This window comes from Bradyrhizobium vignae (genome assembly GCF_900324035.1).
Lineage (GTDB): Bacteria > Pseudomonadota > Alphaproteobacteria > Rhizobiales > Xanthobacteraceae > Bradyrhizobium > Bradyrhizobium vignae.
Map to the genome: position 1 here is coordinate 111,763 of NZ_LS398110.1, position 16,213 is coordinate 127,975.

Consider the following 16,213-nt stretch of genomic DNA (forward strand, 5'->3'; position numbering starts at 1 on the left):
TGGTTGGTGCCCAGCTTGGATCGGTCTCGATGGGGAATCGAGAGTAGCGCGATTTCGCTCCGGCGCAATCAGGCCAGTTCGGGGTTGCGGGAGCGATCGGACAAGGCGGTGGAGAGGACGTTACCAAGAGCGCTCTGCTTGTCGCGGCGGCGTTGCACCGAGGAGGGTATGCGCATGGCTTCGCGGTACTTCGCGACCGTGCGGCGGGCAATATCAATGCCCGAGGCGCGCAAGCGTTCCACGATGGTGTCATCCGACAGGATCGCGGAGGGCTCCTCCGAATCGATCAGCTGCTTGATGTGGTGACGCACGGCTTCCGCCGAATGCGCCTCACCGCCGTCGGCCGAGGCGATCGAGGCCGTGAAGAAATATTTCAGCTCGAACGTGCCGCGGTTGGTCGCCATATATTTGTTGGCGGTGACGCGCGACACCGTGGATTCATGCATCTGGATGGCATCAGCGACGGCCTTCAGATTGAGCGGCCGCAGGTGCGCGACGCCATGGGTGAAGAAGCCGTCCTGCTGGCGCACGATCTCGGTTGCAACCTTCAGGATGGTGCGGGCGCGCTGGTCGAGCGCGCGCACGAGCCAGGTCGCGTTCTGCAGCGCGTCGGTGAAATACGACTTGTCGCCGTCCTTGCCGATCTTCTTCGACAGCTCGGAATAGTAGGTCTGGTTGACCAGCACGCGCGGCAAGGTGTCGCTATTGAGCTCGACATGCCAGCCGCCGTCGGGGCCCGGACGGACATAGACATCGGGCACCATGGTCTGCAGGCGCGCCGAGCCGAACTTCATGCCCGGCTTGGGATTGAGGCGGCGGATCTCGCCGATCATGTCGGCGATGTCCTCGTCGTCGACGCCGCAGATCTTGCGCAAGGCAACGATGTCACGCTTGGCCAAGAGATCGAGATGCTCGACCAGGGCCTGCATCGCGGGGTCGTAGCGGTCGAGCTCGCGCAGCTGGATCGCCAGGCATTCGCTCAAGGACCGCGCGCAGACGCCGGGCGGGTCGAATTTTTGCAGCACGGCAAGGACGTCCTCGACCTCCTGCTGCGTTGCGCCGAGACGCTCGGCGGCCTGGCCGAGATCGGGCGGCAGATAGCCGGCCTCGTCGACGAGATCGATCAGGTACTGGCCGATCATGCGCTGGGCGGGGGCGGTGAAGGCGACCGAGAGCTGCTCGGCGAGATGATCCGACAACGTTGTCTCGGCCGCGACAAAAGCTTCGAGATTGTAGTCTTCGTCACCCGAGGCGCCGCCGCCCCATTCGGTATAGGTGGTCGGCGCGGCATCCTGGGCGTTGCGCGCCGCAGCCTCGGCCGGCTCCTCGGAGAAGACGTTATCGAGGCCGGTGTCCAGGGTCTGCTCGATCTCGGCGCGGGTGCCGAGATCCTTGCTCATCCATTCTTCCTGGCCCGGCTCGAAGGCCTCGCCGCTGCCGCCGAAGCCGTCGTCGCCAACACCGTCACCTTGACCACCGGAATCGTCGCCATCGCCGTACTGGCCGGCCTCGGCCGAGGCCTCGCCCGCGGGCGCCTCGTCATTGGCCCGCTCCAGGAGGGGGTTACGCTCAAGCTCCTCTTCCACGAAGGTGGTGAGATCGAGATTGGACAATTGCAGCAGCTTGATCGCCTGCATCAGCTGCGGCGTCATGACCAGCGACTGCGATTGCCGGAACTCTAATCTCTGCGTGAGCGCCATGAAGCAAGAACCGTTCCCAAAAATTGGTCCGATTTTTGCTTATCCTAGTCCGAGCCCGATGTACACGTCTTGACGGATTGGAAAAAAGGGCTAGAGGCGGAACTCCTCGCCAAGGTAAAGGCGGCGCACGTCCGGATCAGCAACGATCTCATCCGGCGTCCCCTCGGTCAAGATTTCCCCGGCATAGACGATATAGGCGCGATCGGTGAGACCGAGCGTCTCGCGGACATTGTGGTCGGTGATGAGCACGCCGATGCCGCGATTGGTGAGATGGCGGACGAGGTCCTGGATGTCGCCGACGGCGATCGGGTCGATGCCGGCGAAGGGCTCGTCGAGCAGCATGTAGTTCGGCCGCGTCGCCAGCGCGCGTGCGATCTCGACGCGGCGGCGCTCGCCGCCGGACAGCGCGATCGACGGCGATTTGCGCAGGCGCGTGATGTTGAACTCGTCGAGCAACGAATCGAGCTGCTGCTCGCGTTTCTTGCGCGAGGGCTCGACCACTTCGAGCACGGCGCGGATGTTCTGCTCGACGGTGAGGCCGCGGAAGATCGAGGCTTCCTGCGGCAGGTAGCCGATGCCGAGCCGCGCGCGCTGATACATCGGCAGCTTCGTCACATCATGGCCGTCGAGCTCGATCGCGCCGCGGTCGGCCTTGATCAGGCCGGTGATCATGTAGAACACGGTGGTCTTGCCGGCGCCGTTCGGGCCGAGCAGGCCGACCGCTTCGCCTCGGCGCACATAGATGCTGACGCCGCGCACCACCTGGCGGCTGCCGAAGGCTTTTTCCACATTATGCACAGCCAGGAAGCCGGGCCGCTTCAGCAGCTGCGGCCCGCCTGCGCCATTGGATTTGCTGGCGGCCCTGACCGGGTGGACCGGCTGCGGCCGCGGCGGCTCGACTTGATAGTCGGCCTGGTAGTCCGCCTGGAACTGGTCGGGCGCACGCATCGGCTGCTCCCGGGTGATCGGCGGCGCGTCCCTGACGGGACTGGCCATGAGGCCGCCGACGTTGTCACCGAGTGCGGTGATGTCCTGACGCGCAAATCCAGGCCGGCCACGTTTGGCGGGGCGCCGACGGAACATGCTGAAGAGATCGACCATCCCCGCCTTCTAGCCTTGCGCGTTTCGTGCGCGAAATTCGCGTGATCTGCCACGCCAGCCAGACCGATTCGCTGACGCAGCATGAGTGAAGGGATGTCTCATGCCCAGTGAAACACGCCCGAAAAGCGGCGAACCCCGCTTCGAAAGCCCTGCGCGCTAGATACAGTCTCGCCGCGCAGGCTTCAACCTCGGATCGGGAGCACCCGAGCCAAGTGATTGAATTTACTTTTGTTTGCTTGCGCCGGGCAGCTGCAAGGGCGGCGCCGCGCCGGATTTGCCGCCCTGGCCGCAATCATTGCTGCCACCCTGCGGCATCAGGACCTGGACTCCCCGTCCGCTGTCAGATTCCACGCGCGACACGCCGGTGGTCATATCGACGGTCAAGCGGTCGCCGCGCATGACGTTCTTGCACTGCGTCAGGACCACCTGGCCCGAGCCGCCGAGCATGGTGATGAGATTGGTCCGGGTGTCGAAGATGGCAGTCTCGCCTGTCACCACCTGGTCCTTCTGGGTGACCACGACATTGCCGCGTGCCTCCAACCGCTTGATCGAGGAGCTGCCGCTCGGTCCTGGCGTCGCCGACTGCATCGGCGCCGATTTCGCGCCCTTCGCCGGTGCGGGCTGCGGCGTGGCCGGCTTGTCGCCGCCCGAATCGTAAAACACCACGAGCGTCTTCGAGGTCATGGTGGTGTCGCCCTGCACGACCTTCACATTGCCGGCGAAGGTCGCCTCCTTCTTCTTGTCGCGCATTTCCAGCGACGCGGCCTCGATCTGGATCGGCTGATCGCGGTTCTGCGAAAAGCCCTGCATCGCGTTGGGCACGCCTTGCATCGCGCCCTGCGCGATGGCCGCACCCGTGACGAGCAGCGCGAGGCCGACGGCGAGCGCGGCCTTGCCGACGACAGCGTTGCGCGAAAAACGGTTCATCATGAAAATCACTTTGAATTGGCAGGCTTGTTCTGAGGCGTGCGTGTCTTCGCCGGCGCGGGCTCGGATGGAACGGGCTGGGCGGCAGCGGGCTCGTCCAGCTTGTCCAGATGCATCACCACATTGCCCTCGAAGCGGATGACGTCACCGCCTTCGGTAATTCGCAGGCGATCCGCGCTCAGCGTGCCATTGGTCAGCTTGACGTCGACGCGCTCGTCCGAGGTGACCGTGCCCTTGCCCATGTCGACGAAGGCCGAGTTCAGCCGCGCCTCATAGCCGGTCGAGGTGCGCAGGAAGATGTCCTCGTGCAGATCGAGCTGCTGCTGCTTGTTGTCGAAGCGGCCGGTGCGGGCGTCGAGGAACAAGGTCGATTGATCCTCCATCAGCACCTTCGCCCGCAAATCCGAGAGATCGACATGATCGGGATCGGTGATGTCCTGCGTCGCGGTCTTGGCCCAGAGCTCGTAAGGCCGCTGGTCCGGCGTGTAACCGGCGAGGTGCGGCGTCTCCATCGTGATCCTGGTGCCGGACACCACCATATTTCCGGAATCGAGCGGCAGCTTCGGCATCAGCATGCGGAACGGATTGAAGATCGAGACGCCGACGATGGCAGCCATGGACAGCAGCACCGCACCCGGTACCGCGATGCGCAGAATCCGCACCAGGCGGCTGTGGCGCGCCGCGCTGGCGAACTTCGCCGCAAGCGCGGCGTCGTAGGTGGGATTCTGGGCCGAATTCACCTGGGCTCCTACTTACCTTGGCTCCTGAACTATCGCTCGGCCCCATTCTATCCGGCGCCGCCCAAATATGCAGCCGGCGACAGGCCGTTACGAAAGTGTCCGAAACGGGGCGGCAACCCCTGGCCAATCGCAGCGAGAGCCCCTTAGGAATGCGCGAAAATGTCCTCTTCCGCCCAGCCCTGGAGGTCGAGAAGAGCGCGAGTCGGCAGGAAATCGAAACAAGCCTGCGCCAGCGCGGCGCGGCCTTCCCGGACCAGCATGGCGTCGAGCCGCTCGCGCAAGGCATGCAGATGCAGCACGTCGGAGGCGGCGTAGGCGAGCTGCGGCTCGCTGAGGCTGTCGGAACCCCAGTCGCTGGACTGCTGCTGCTTGGAGAGGTCGATGTTGAGCACCTCGCGCACGAGGTCCTTGAGGCCGTGGCGGTCGGTGTAGGTGCGGGTCAGGCGGGAGGCAATCTTGGTGCAATAGATCGGTCCGGTCATGACGCCGAAGGTCTGGTACAGGACCGCGATATCGAACCGCGCGAAGTGGAAGATTTTCGTGACCGCCGGATTGGCCAGCAGCGCCTTCAGGTTCGGCGCGTCGGTGTGCCCCTTGGGGATCTGCACCACGTCGGCGCTGCCGTCACCGGGCGAGAGCTGCACCACGCAGAGCCGGTCACGGTGCGGGTTCAGCCCCATGGTCTCGGTATCGATCGCCACCGCTCCGGTGTAGCGGGACAGGTCGGGCAGGTCGCCGCGGTGCAGGCGTACGGTCATGGCGGGTCAAAACCTCGGGTCGAATCGGTGCATTTTGCAGGCTAGAGCACGATCCGGAGAGTGCGAAGCGGTTTTCCGACGAGACCATGCGAACCGGCCGCGGCCGCGTTTATCTGCTGGCGGCGGACCGCGCAAGCGTCAGTCGCAGTCAGTCATTGAGACGCACCAGGACGTCGTTGATCCCGAAGGGGCCGGTCGTGAACGCATCGCAAGCGCCACGCCGGACGAAGACGCAGGTGTTGATGTCATGGCTCGCGAGGGCACAGGTTCGCTTGGAAAAGTCCGGGGGCAGTTCTCCGGCCAGCGACGCCGGGGCGATGATGCGGTTGAATTCGCTTTGGTGCTTTTGCACCAGCGCCGGAAGCTGTCCATTGGCCAGAGGATCGTCCTGATAGAAGGAATAGACCGGACGACCGATCGCGAGTTGCCCGCGGCCCGGCAGGAACGGGTCGTGCATGCCGTACAGGGCGAGACCGCAGAATTCCGGATCGACGTCAAGGTCCGTCGCCAATTTCGCCTCGGCCGTGCCGAGCATCCAGTTGTGGCGCATCGTGTAGGTCGCGCCTGACAATCCCAGCGACAGCAGCACCCAGCCCGCGCAGACGACGGGAAGGCTCCAGTGCCGCCACCCAGGGCGTTGGCGCATCAACTGGACCCAATCCGCCGAGCCAAGCGCCGCAGCGATGATCAGCAAGGGGATCGACAGGAAGATGAAGCGATATTCCTTGTGCGCGATCATGCTGTGAAATGCGACGTTCACGATCGCCGCGACGATCAGCAGCGGGGCATGTTGCCAGCCACGCCGGAGCGCCATCAGCATCAGCAGCATCGCTCCCGACCACAGGATAGACATCAGCTGGATGTAAGCCATCGGCGGCGCGACGCCGAATTCCGACGCCCTGTCATGCAGGAGATTTTGCTGAATGTTGAGGACGAGCCACGCGAACGGAATCGAGCCGTTGGCGAGGTCGACGCCAGCCGCGACCGCCAGAGCGGCGCATCCGCCGGCAATCAGGGCAATTGCGTTGCGCAGATCCCGCCAGCAGGCGCCCAGCACGAACACGGCGCAGGCCGGCGCATATTGGAAGCGCCAGACGAAGGCGAGCCCGAGCAATGCGCCGCCGGCAAAGAGGCGGTTGCGCGAGGGTTCTCCGGTCAGCAGCAAGGCTGCCGGCAGGATGAGGGCCGTCGTCAGCGGTTCGCTCAGCGTGTGAGGCGCGAAATAGACGAGCTCGAACCAGACTGCGGCGGCAAGCGCCGCGACGATGGCATGCGCGCGCGAGATCCGCGCGCCGAAATGCCAGGCGGTTACGACGATCGACAGCGACGCAAGGCTGACGAGCAGGCGAGGCGCGACGAAGGCACCCCAGCCGCCGGGTGCAAGCCAGTCGCCCAGCGCGACCGGGCCTGCGAACAAGGTCGGCAAGAACCAGCTTCGAATGCCGTCACGCCATTCCCAGGTGACGACGCCCTGATGACCGAGCAGGCGCCAGGCCGGCTCCAGATATTGATAGATCTCGTCGTTGTGATTGATGTTCGGCCAGAAGGCGAGCGGCAGCCGGATGGCCGCGGCGACCAGCAGCAACGCACACAGGACGCCGTATCGCGCTGCCAAGCTTTTGGATTCGCCGGCGGGAGCGCTGGCGGGAACGAACAGAACTGCGGCACTATCCGTCATTGTTTCTTGGCCTCGCCGGCAAAATCGGGCCTGACGTAAACGGTTTCATAGGCCCCACTGTATTGCTCGCGCCAGCCACGCCGCTCAACCAGAAACCGCCGTAGCTGCTCATGCGTCCTGACCCACAGCACCGCGTCAATCCGGTATTTGTCGAGCACCATGTCCCAAGCCGCTTCGTCGATTTCCCAGCTCACCAGCTTGAAATAGTCGTGCAGCAGATCGTCCGGATAGGCGGTGGCGGCACGGCCGTCGACGAACGGTGAGACGGTGCCGTGCGCCTTGAAGATCAGGTAGCCGCCGACATTCCAGTTGTTCAGGACCCGCGCGCCGGCAAGATTCTTTTGCAAATAGCTGGCGTCTTCGTTCGACAACATGTCCGGCATCGCGAACGCCGGAGCGGCGCGCAGGAAGACCATCGGCAAGGTGCACAGACCGACGATGCCGGCCGCGAGCAGCGGTCCCTTGAAGTCGATATTGGTGAACCGCTCAGGCAGCAGCCGGCTGACGTGCAGCGCCATCGGTACCGCCGAGAACATGAAGAAGAATGCGATGTACCTGAACTGATACAGGCCCAGGATCAGGAACAGCCACGACATCAATCGTGGTTCGAGCGGGATCGGCCTTGAATTCCGGAAGCGCAGCTCGAGCACGACGAAGGCCAGCATGTAAAGAATGCCGGGAATGCTGCCCGGCATTTCCATGTTGTGATAGTAGGACAGCCACTCGCCAATATTGTCCTGCACGAAGTGCCCCATCGTCGCGGCGGTGCCGGCGTAGATGTTCCAGCCGAGCGGATTGACGAGTGTCGCAGCAAGACACGCGATGCCGGCGCATGCGAAAATCTTGAGATCAGCCCAGGCACCGCGGAGCAAGGCTACGGCGAAGAACACGCCGATGACGAAGAAGCCGAGCAGGAAGCCCCCGTGCAAATTGGCCCAGAGCACCATCAGCAGCGGAAGCAGGAACCATCGCGAGCGTCGCAGGCATTCCCGGTAGAACACGACGCAGAGCAACATCGTGCAGGTGTTGGGCGACACCGCGAGATATACGTTCGGCGAGGCCTCGTAGAGGGGATAGAGCAGGCACGCCAAGAACACGGCGATGCACACCGCGACCGGCGATGCGCCGGTGCCGACACAGACGGATGTGAGATAGCCGACGATCGCCGCGCCACACGCCACTGCTAACACGACGAGCCCGCCAAGGCCTGCATATTGAAACGTGACGCTGGCGAGCGCGTCCCAGAGCCAGGACAGGTTGAACCATGTCTTGTCGCCGTGGGTGAAAGACCAGGGATCTTGCAAGGGGATGTTGCTGCTCGTCCGGATCAGATCTCCGGCCGCCAGATGCCAGCCGAGATCGTAGTGACCGAGCAGGACCGGCGCGTTCAGGACGTAGAACAGGGACATGAACGAGATCAGGAACAGATAGATTCCCGACCTCAGCGCGAACGGGCTGATCGCATTCGCAACTTTGTCGAATTTCGGCTCGCGCCAGACTTGGTGCTGATCCACCGATCCCTCACGACGAAGCGAGCCCCAAGGGCTCTTGCGTGCCCGCCTGGTCGCCGGATGCGAGCTTCGCCGCTGACTTAGAGGCAAGTTATCTAAAGTGGAGTAAATCCGGACGCTGCAATCGAGGGGATTTGGCCGGCGAAAAGCTGAGGGCACCGGAGCTTGTGTAACGTCCAAGCGGTTGTTTTTACGTGATATTTCCCGCCCAACGGCAGCTGACGATGGAGCGGCCGACATGGCGCTGTCAGCGCTGATTTGGGAGGACGACCGAGAACGTGGTGAACGAACTCGTCGCCTTCGCGCCGCCCACCCCCCTTCCAGCTGCGAGGTGCTACTCGAAGGATGCGGCTGATGCGGGAGCGCGAGGTGCGATCGGCCATCCTGGACGTCGCAATCGCACGCGGGCCTGAGGCCGCCGAGGCAAGCCCCGGTTTTTCAGACACGCCCCCTGCAAATCGCCTTCAGCCGACCTTATCTCCCATTTTCTCGCGCCCCGCCCTGCTCATCCCGAATCGGATGCCATGACCGAACAGACGCTCGCTGCGCCAATCGACGACCAACGGGAACGCCAGCGCGGCATCTCGCGCTACCAGGCGCTCCTCATCGCGCTGCTCGCATTCACGCAGTTCACGATCATCCTCGACTTCATCATCATGTCGCCGCTCGGCGCCATCCTGATGCCATCGCTCAACATCACGGCGGGACAGTTCGGCGTCGCGGTGTCGGCCTACGCATTCAGTGCGGGAGTATCGGGCATCCTCGCCGCCGGCTTCGCCGATCGCTTCGATCGCAAGCGCCTCTTGCTGTTCTTCTATGTCGGCTTCACGCTCGGCACCCTGCTCTGCGCCGCCGCGCAGAATTATCACATCCTGCTGCTCGGCCGGATCGTGACCGGATTGTTCGGCGGCGTGATCGGCTCGGTCGTGCTCGCCATCGTCACCGACCTGTTCCCGTTGCAGATGCGCGGCCGCGTGATGGGCTTCATTCAGACCGCGTTCGCCGCGAGCCAGGTGCTCGGCATTCCCGCCGGGCTGTTTCTCGCCAATCACTGGAACTGGCATGTCTGCTTCGTCGCGATCGTCGTCCTGTCGATCGCGGCAATCGCGGTCATCGCCTTCGCGATGGAGCCGGTCGACGCACATCTGAAGCTGAAGCAGGACAGAAACCCGTTCCATCATCTGATCGCGACGATTAGTCAGCCGCGCTACACGCCCGCCTTCGCCGTCACGACGCTGCTGGCGACGGGCGGCTACATGCTGATGCCGTTCTCCAGCGCCTACACCGTGCACAATCTCGGCATCGACATCACGCATCTGCCGACGATCTATCTCGTCTCCGGCCTGTTCAGCATCGTCACGGGTCCGCTGGTCGGCAGGGCGAGCGACGCGTTCGGCAAGTATCCGACCTTCGTGTTCGGCTGCGCGATGACCGTCCTCATGGTGCTGATCTACACCCATCTCGGCCATGTCTCGCTGGTGACTGCGATCACCGTCAACGTGCTGCTGTTCGTCGGCATCTTCTCGCGCATGATCCCATCGCAGGCGCTGATGTCGGCGATCCCGGAGCCGAGCCAGCGCGGCTCGTTCAGCGCGGTCAGCGCCTCGCTCCAGCAGCTCTCCGGCGGGCTCGGCTCCGTGTTCGCCGGCGCGATCATCGCGCAAGCGCCGGATGGCGCGCTGATCCATTTCGACCGGATCGGCTACGTCGTCGTGACAACGACGATCGTCACGCTGGTGATGATGTATTTCGTGCAGAAGGCGGTGGCGGAGCCGGCGGGGAGGCGGGTGGTGTGAGGGTGCTTCACCTTATCGCGACCGATGGTCAAGCTCAGCTTCGACCCACCACGGTCCGCAGCCGTTTGACTCAGACCGCATTGAAAAGGAATGCCGATCAACAATAGTTATTGGTCAGCTAGACCGCATGGAAGAATCGCATGGCGGTGAGTGCTGATCTGGGCGAAGCGCTCGAGAGCTTCGGATGACCCGGATCAGACAGCAGCTAGGCTAATGAGATTCGATCACGGTCGTGCCTGTCAGGCCAACTGAACGGGCCCGTGGTCATCGCAATGATCACCATGCGGATGGTGCAGCCGACCGTCCACGAGATAGTCGACATGATCGCCATGCGGCACCTGTTCATGTCCGCAGTTTGGACCGTGTACGTGTGAACAGTGGACTTGAGGCGTGCACTTCACGGGATTTGCTGCGCTGACCGGAATGACATGTTCGTCCACGTGATCCCCGTGCATGTGATGGAGATGGCCGTCGTGAAGATAATCCACGTGGCCGTCATGACGGATCCTGGTATGCCCGCAGTTGGGGCCATGCTTGTGGGGATGATTGGCGTGATGCTTCTCGGTGCAGGTTTCCATCATTGTGTCCTTTCTTCGCTCAGGAACCAGCTAGGGCCTCACTGCTTCTCTGTAGGCTCCTCGATCGGCGCACTGCAAAAATCTCAGACAAAAATCTCAGAAATGTGCTTCGCCGCCCGCCGGAGTATGGTTCCATCTCGTGTTTGGAGACGGAGCGTCATTCCAGCCCTGATACGTTCCGTAGCTTCGGCCCTGCACGAAGTGGAAATACTTTTTGCAGGCGCCTGGTTCCTTTCCCGGACTCATCGCCCTTCACATTTGAAGAACGAATTTGGCTGCGCGCGATGCTTGTGGCGGTTTCTCAAATGCCTCAGTGGCCTGGCTTGTCCCAATGTCGCAGTGTGGCCCGTCGCGTCGATCTTGGCGCGTCCGCTATTGCGCCGCTCCTGTTGGCTGAGCGGACATGATCGACCACCACCTTGCGAACCTGTGCGAGGTAGAAGCCCTCTGCCGTTCGTGGACTATCTACGATCGGCAACCATCAACGTGATGAAACGATCAGGCACCGTGCCGCGCGGTGAGCAATAGGTTGCCCGTCGGGGAAGAGGAAGCCGCCCGAGTTCTGCTCGGCCACACTCCCTTAGAACATCGCCACAACCCACCGCGTTCCCTCAGGCGTCATCGAGATAGGCGAGCGCCTTGGCTTGCCATGCTTTGGCCTCCCGAGGGTCATGTGTGCGCAGCGACACTTTGATCGTGCCGGTGCCACCGACCTTCACCGTCGCCGTCTCATACCCACGGGAACGCGCAGCACCAAGCCCGCGGCCTTATCGGTCAGGTCAGCGGGGACGCGCTTTCGGAGGTAATGAACGGAGGAGCCGTCGCGGCGGATAGGAGAGGCCATTCGCAGAAGCATGTGTACCGTCTCTGTGTACCAGTTGAGACGGTCGATCACCCTTGAGTATCAGGGACTTCAGCGAAATCGAGGACATCGCGGAGCGATGGTGCCCAGGAAAGGACTCGAACCTTCACGGCCGTTAAGCCACTGGCACCTGAAGCCAGCGCGTCTACCAATTCCACCACCTGGGCATGCCGTTTGGGGCACGGAGGGGGTTACTACGGTTCGGTGACGCCGTTGTCAATTCATGCTTGAAGCCCGGTTCGGGATGCCGATTGCGCATCGCAAACCAGGCCGATAAAAGCCTGACAAGACGCACTCTTTCCGCAGGAATGGACCCCCCTATGGCATCGAATCTGGACACGCTCGTCACGGTTTTCGGCGGATCGGGGTTTTTGGGCCGCAGTGTCGTCCGCGCCCTGTGCAAGAGGGATTACCGGATCCGGGTCGCGGTGCGGCGGCCGGAACTCGCCGGATACCTCCAGCCGCTTGGCCGGGTCGGGCAGGTCCACGCCGTGCAGGCGAATCTGCGCTATCCGGCCTCGGTCGAGGCGGCGCTGCGTGATTCGCACATCGTGATCAATCTCGTCGGCGTCCTCACCGAGGCTGGCGCGCAGACTTTTGATGCCGTCCAGGCCAAGGGCGCCGAGACCGTCGCCAAAGCGGCAGCCGCCGCCGGAGCCCAGCTGGTGCATGTCTCCGCGATCGGGGCCGACGCCGAATCGCCCTCGCGCTATGCCAGAGCCAAGGCGGCGGGCGAAGCCGCGGTCCTGGCTGCGGTTCCCTCAGCCACGATCTTCCGCCCCTCGGTGATGTTCGGCCCCGAGGACCAGTTCACCAACCGCTTTGCCGCGCTGGCCCGGATGTCGCCGGTGCTGCCGCTGATCGGCGGGAGTACCCGGATGCAGCCGGTCTATGTCGGCGACGTCGCCACCGCGATCGCGGATGCTGCCGACGGCAAGGCCAGGACGGGCGCGACCTACGAGCTCGGCGGGCCGGAGGTGCTGACGATGCGCGAGATCATCCAGACCATCCTCGACATCACTGACCGGAAGCGGATGCTGATCTCGCTGCCGTTCGGCCTCGCCCGCTTCCAGGCTCACTTCCTGCAATTCGCGCCGGGCGCGTTCAAGCTGACGCCGGACCAGGTCACGCTGCTCGAGCGCGACAATGTGGTGTCGGAGGCGGCGAAGGCGGCCGGGCTGACGCTGGAAGGCCTCGGCATCACGCCCGATTCGCTGGAAGCGATTGCCCCGCAATATCTGTGGCGCTTCCGCGCGGCAGGACAATTCCAGCGCATGAGCGTGTGAGGTTCTTACGTCTCCCGCTTGCGAGGTCGCCGCGTCCGGGCGATGCGAAGCATCGTCCCGCGCGGCGGGTGAGGGCTTTCTCGTCATCGGGACCTCGCTGTGGAGACACGCTCTCTCCAACCCTCTCCCGCAAGCGGGCGAGGGAGCGCACCGAACGTGCGGCAACGGCGTCAAAGCTTCAGCTTCTTGAACACCGCCTCCGGCCAGGCTTCACCGTAACGACGTGAGGCTGTCGACATCGCGGCCGAAAACGCCCTAAAGCATGATCCGGAAAAGTGCGAAGCGGTTTTCCGGAAAGATCATGCGTAAACAACAAGCTAAAGCGCGATGACGATTCATCCAAATCTCATCGCGCTTTAGCAGTGATGGTTCTTGCCGTGCATGTCGGCCGCGATGACGCGCCGATCGAAACGAAGCGCGTGCCAAAACTCATATGGCGTTGAAGCCCGGGCGGTAGAGCTTAACGACCGAGCGCCAGCGCGATCAGGCCGAGCGTGCCGACGATGACTCGCCACCAGGCGAACAGCACGAAGCCGTGGCGGGTGACGTATGTCAAAAATGTCTTCACCACGATGACGGCGGTGATGAACGAGACCACGAAGCCGATCGCGACGATGTTCATATGGTCCATCGTCATCTCGGCGCGGTTCTTGTAGAAATCGTAGGCGAACGCGCCGATCATGGTGGGAATGGCGAGGAAGAACGAGAATTCCGCCGCCGCGCGCTTGTCGGCGCCGAGCAGCATCGCGGCGACGATGCTGGCGCCGGAACGCGACACGCCCGGGATCATCGCCACGCACTGCGCGATGCCGATATAGAGATACATCAGCAGCGGAAATTTGGTGGCGTCGTGCTCGCGCGGCTTGAGGTCGAGCTTGTCGACCCAGAGCAGGATGGCGCCGCCCACGATCAACGTGAAGCAGACGACCCAGGGATTGAACAGTACGCTCTTGATGTATTTGCCGGCAACGAGGCCGACGACGACGGCCGGCAGGAACGCCACCAGCACGCCGATCACGAAACGGCGCGCATAGGCATCGCCCGTGAACATGCCGATCGCGACGTCCCAGAGCTTTTTGAAATACAGTCCGACGATCGCGAGGATCGCACCCAGCTGGATCAGAACCGTAAACGAATCCCAGAACGCGCCTTCACCGAGATGGAAGAAGCGCTCGGCGAGCAAGAGGTGGCCGGTCGAGGATACGGGAAGGAACTCGGTCACACCCTCGATGATGCCGAGGATCACTGCCCGTATTGCGTCTGACATATTTACGGTCCATTTCGGCTGGAAAAGCGGGGCTCTTCTCGCCTATTCCCCCCAATGCTGCAATCGCAAAATGCGAAATCACGCGCTTGCTTCGCGGTTTTGAGGGACTAGTGTGGCGCCGCACAAACATTGATGGATTCTTAAGCACCATCAAATAGTCAAAGGTTTCATGTTTACGCTGTTTCATCATCCGTTCTGTCCGCATTCGCGCTTCATCCGCCTGATCGCGGGCGAATACGGGCTTGACCTGAAGCTGGTCGAGGAACGCAGCTGGGAGCGGCGCGAGGCGTTTTTGCTGCTCAATGCGGCGGGCACGACGCCCGTTCTGGTGGACGAGGAGCAGCCGCCGATCCCGGGCGCGGCCATCATCGCCGAATATGTCGACGAGGCCTATGGCGCCGGGATGGGACCCAAGCGCCTGATGCCGGAGACGACCTTCGAGCGCGTCGAGGTGCGCCGGCTGATGGCCTGGTTCAACGAAAAATTCTTCGAGGAAGTCTCGCATCCCCTCGTCACCGAGCGCATTTACAAACGTTTCATGAGCGAGGAGAACGGCGGCGGCCCGCCTTCGGCCGACGTGATGCGCGCAGCGAAAGCCAATGTGCGCTATCATCTGGCCTATATCGGCTGGCTGGCGCAGACGCGCAATTTCCTCGCCGGCGACCGGCTCACTTACGCGGATCTTGCAGCCGCGGCGCACCTTTCGGCGATCGACTATCTGGGCGACGTGCCATGGAGCGAGGACGACGCAGCAAAGGCGTGGTACGCGCGGGTGAAATCCCGCCCGTCGTTCCGTCCGCTGCTGAGCGAATGGCTGGCCGGCGTGCCGGCGTCGCGGACCTATGTGGACCTGGATTTCTGAACTCCGATCCGACTGAACTGAAGGCGGCGCTCGAACGCGAGGCGCGCGCGCTCGGCTTCGACTGCGTCGGCATCACCGTGCCGGGCACGATCGAGAGCGCCGGGAAACACTTCCTCGAATTCATCGCCTCAGGCGGCCATGGCGACATGGACTGGCTCGCGGCGCAGCCGGAGCGCCGGGTCGATCCGCGCGGACTGTGGCAGGACGTGCGCAGCGTGATCATGCTCGGCGTCAATTACGGCCCCGACCAAGATCCGCTGGCGATCCTGAAGCAGCGCGCGCGCGCGGCGATCTCGGTCTATGCGCAAGGCGACGACTATCACGACCTCATCAAGAAGCGGCTGAAGGCGCTGGCGCGCTGGCTGGTCGCGACCGCCCCGTCAGAGGTGAAAGTGTTCGTCGACACCGCCGCGGTGATGGAGAAGCCGCTGGCGCAGGCCGCGCATCTCGGCTGGCAGGGCAAGCACACCAATCTGGTCTCGCGCGAGTTCGGCTCATGGCTGTTTCTCGGCGCGATCTACACCACGCTCGATCTGCCGCGCGATGCTGCCGAGATCGACCATTGCGGCTCGTGCCGGGCGTGTCTCGACATCTGCCCGACGGCGGCGTTCCCCGCGCCCTACAAGCTCGATGCGCGGCGCTGCATCTCCTATCTCACCATCGAGAACAAGGGTCCGATTCCGCAGGAATTCCGCAAGGCGATCGGTAACCGCATCTATGGCTGCGATGATTGCCTCGCGGCCTGTCCGTGGAACAAGTTTGCGCGGGAGGGGCGCGAGGCAAAGCTCGCCGCGCGCGACGAATTGCGCGCGCCTTCTCTCGCCGAACTCGCGCGGCTCGACGATGCCGCATTCCGTGCGCTGTTCACGAAATCACCGGTCAAACGCATCGGCCGCGACCGGTTCTTGCGCAACGTGCTGATTGCGATCGGCAACTCGGGCGAAGCTGCCCTGGCGGAAGAGGCGCGGCGATTGCTGGATGATGCCAACCCGCTGGTACGCGGAGCTGCGGTCTGGGCGCTGGCGCAGTTGGTGTCGCGGGAGGAGTTTGATGCGATGAGGGCCAATGCGATTGCCGACGAGCAAGACGAGAGCGTGCGCGAGGAGTGGCAGCTCGCCTCCTAATTTTCGCTGTCATGCCCCGGCTT

The 16,213-nt window shown here is 63.3% G+C and carries 12 protein-coding genes and 1 tRNA gene; 4 read left to right on the forward strand and 9 right to left on the reverse strand.

What is annotated here, in order from left to right; genetic code table 11:
- Positions 1–68 precede the first annotated feature (68 nt).
- The 7 genes from rpoN to BRAD3257_RS00560 all read right to left on the reverse strand — a co-directional run bounded on the left by rpoN (position 69) and on the right by BRAD3257_RS00560 (position 8,418).
- Positions 69–1,700 (reverse strand): RNA polymerase factor sigma-54, encoded by a 1,632-nt coding sequence (gene rpoN, locus BRAD3257_RS00530; RefSeq protein WP_122400187.1) that lies wholly within the window; start codon positions 1,698–1,700, stop codon positions 69–71.
- A 90-nt stretch (positions 1,701–1,790) separates the two neighbouring features.
- Positions 1,791–2,801 carry an LPS export ABC transporter ATP-binding protein gene (lptB, locus tag BRAD3257_RS00535; RefSeq protein WP_122400188.1) on the reverse strand — a complete coding sequence of 337 codons (1,011 nt, stop codon included), beginning with the start codon at positions 2,799–2,801 and terminating at the stop codon, positions 1,791–1,793.
- Between the two features lie 222 nt (positions 2,802–3,023).
- Positions 3,024–3,731 carry an LptA/OstA family protein gene (locus tag BRAD3257_RS00540; protein WP_162500045.1) on the reverse strand — a complete coding sequence of 236 codons (708 nt, stop codon included), beginning with the start codon at positions 3,729–3,731 and terminating at the stop codon, positions 3,024–3,026.
- 5 nt (positions 3,732–3,736) lie between these two features.
- Positions 3,737–4,468: an LPS export ABC transporter periplasmic protein LptC gene (lptC, locus tag BRAD3257_RS00545; protein ID WP_122400190.1), complete on the reverse strand. Its 732-nt coding sequence runs from the start codon at positions 4,466–4,468 to the stop codon at positions 3,737–3,739.
- 143 nt (positions 4,469–4,611) lie between these two features.
- Positions 4,612–5,226, reverse strand: coding sequence for a ribonuclease D (locus BRAD3257_RS00550; RefSeq protein ID WP_122400191.1), 615 nt, complete (start codon positions 5,224–5,226; stop codon positions 4,612–4,614).
- 148 nt (positions 5,227–5,374) lie between these two features.
- Positions 5,375–6,841, reverse strand: a complete 1,467-nt coding sequence (locus BRAD3257_RS00555) for a glycosyltransferase family protein (protein ID WP_244607844.1) — start codon at positions 6,839–6,841, stop codon at positions 5,375–5,377.
- Positions 6,842–6,900: 59 nt separating this feature from the next.
- Entirely contained in the window at positions 6,901–8,418 is a 1,518-nt protein-coding gene (locus tag BRAD3257_RS00560; protein ID WP_122400193.1) for a hypothetical protein, read from the reverse strand.
- A 521-nt stretch (positions 8,419–8,939) separates the two neighbouring features.
- On the opposite strand from BRAD3257_RS00560, the gene BRAD3257_RS00565 reads away from it, so the two are divergent.
- Positions 8,940–10,211, forward strand: a complete 1,272-nt coding sequence (locus BRAD3257_RS00565; protein ID WP_122400194.1) for an MFS transporter — start codon at positions 8,940–8,942, stop codon at positions 10,209–10,211.
- A gap of 1,520 nt (positions 10,212–11,731) precedes the next feature.
- On the opposite strand, the gene BRAD3257_RS00575 is transcribed toward BRAD3257_RS00565, so the two are convergent.
- Positions 11,732–11,818 (reverse strand) — tRNA-Leu (locus BRAD3257_RS00575).
- Positions 11,819–11,971: 153 nt separating this feature from the next.
- Between BRAD3257_RS00575 and BRAD3257_RS00580 the strand changes: the two genes are divergently transcribed.
- The gene (locus tag BRAD3257_RS00580; RefSeq protein ID WP_122400196.1) at positions 11,972–12,937 is read left to right on the forward strand and encodes a complex I NDUFA9 subunit family protein; all 966 of its coding nucleotides are present in this window, start codon (positions 11,972–11,974) and stop codon (positions 12,935–12,937) included.
- Between the two features lie 460 nt (positions 12,938–13,397).
- On the opposite strand, the gene BRAD3257_RS00585 is transcribed toward BRAD3257_RS00580, so the two are convergent.
- On the reverse strand, positions 13,398–14,204 hold the full coding sequence (locus BRAD3257_RS00585) for an undecaprenyl-diphosphate phosphatase (protein WP_122400197.1): 807 nt from the start codon (positions 14,202–14,204) through the stop codon (positions 13,398–13,400).
- Between the two features lie 169 nt (positions 14,205–14,373).
- Between BRAD3257_RS00585 and BRAD3257_RS00590 the strand changes: the two genes are divergently transcribed.
- Together BRAD3257_RS00590 and queG are read left to right on the forward strand one after the other, a co-directional pair.
- A complete protein-coding gene (locus tag BRAD3257_RS00590; protein ID WP_122400198.1) occupies positions 14,374–15,066 on the forward strand; it encodes a glutathione S-transferase family protein in 693 nt (230 codons plus the stop codon).
- Entirely contained in the window at positions 15,015–16,190 is a 1,176-nt protein-coding gene (gene queG / locus BRAD3257_RS00595) for a tRNA epoxyqueuosine(34) reductase QueG (RefSeq protein WP_122400199.1), read from the forward strand. Before BRAD3257_RS00590 ends, queG begins: the two co-directional genes overlap by 52 nt.
- Positions 16,191–16,213 lie beyond the last annotated feature (23 nt).

What these genes read in the sequence shown, in the direction of transcription:
- rpoN (WP_122400187.1), bottom strand. Translation starts at nt 1,700, where the DNA reads ATGGCGCTCACGCAGAGATTAGAGTTCCGGCAATCGCAGTCGCTGGTC.
- BRAD3257_RS00550 (WP_122400191.1), bottom strand. Translation starts at nt 5,226, where the DNA reads ATGACCGTACGCCTGCACCGCGGCGACCTGCCCGACCTGTCCCGCTAC.
- BRAD3257_RS00590 (WP_122400198.1), top strand. Translation starts at nt 14,374, where the DNA reads ATGTTTACGCTGTTTCATCATCCGTTCTGTCCGCATTCGCGCTTCATC.
- queG (WP_122400199.1), top strand. Translation starts at nt 15,015, where the DNA reads ATGGCTGGCCGGCGTGCCGGCGTCGCGGACCTATGTGGACCTGGATTT.
- BRAD3257_RS00585 (WP_122400197.1), bottom strand. Translation starts at nt 14,204, where the DNA reads ATGTCAGACGCAATACGGGCAGTGATCCTCGGCATCATCGAGGGTGTG.
- BRAD3257_RS00580 (WP_122400196.1), top strand. Translation starts at nt 11,972, where the DNA reads ATGGCATCGAATCTGGACACGCTCGTCACGGTTTTCGGCGGATCGGGG.
- lptB (WP_122400188.1), bottom strand. Translation starts at nt 2,801, where the DNA reads ATGGTCGATCTCTTCAGCATGTTCCGTCGGCGCCCCGCCAAACGTGGC.
- BRAD3257_RS00565 (WP_122400194.1), top strand. Translation starts at nt 8,940, where the DNA reads ATGACCGAACAGACGCTCGCTGCGCCAATCGACGACCAACGGGAACGC.
- BRAD3257_RS00540 (WP_162500045.1), bottom strand. Translation starts at nt 3,731, where the DNA reads ATGATGAACCGTTTTTCGCGCAACGCTGTCGTCGGCAAGGCCGCGCTC.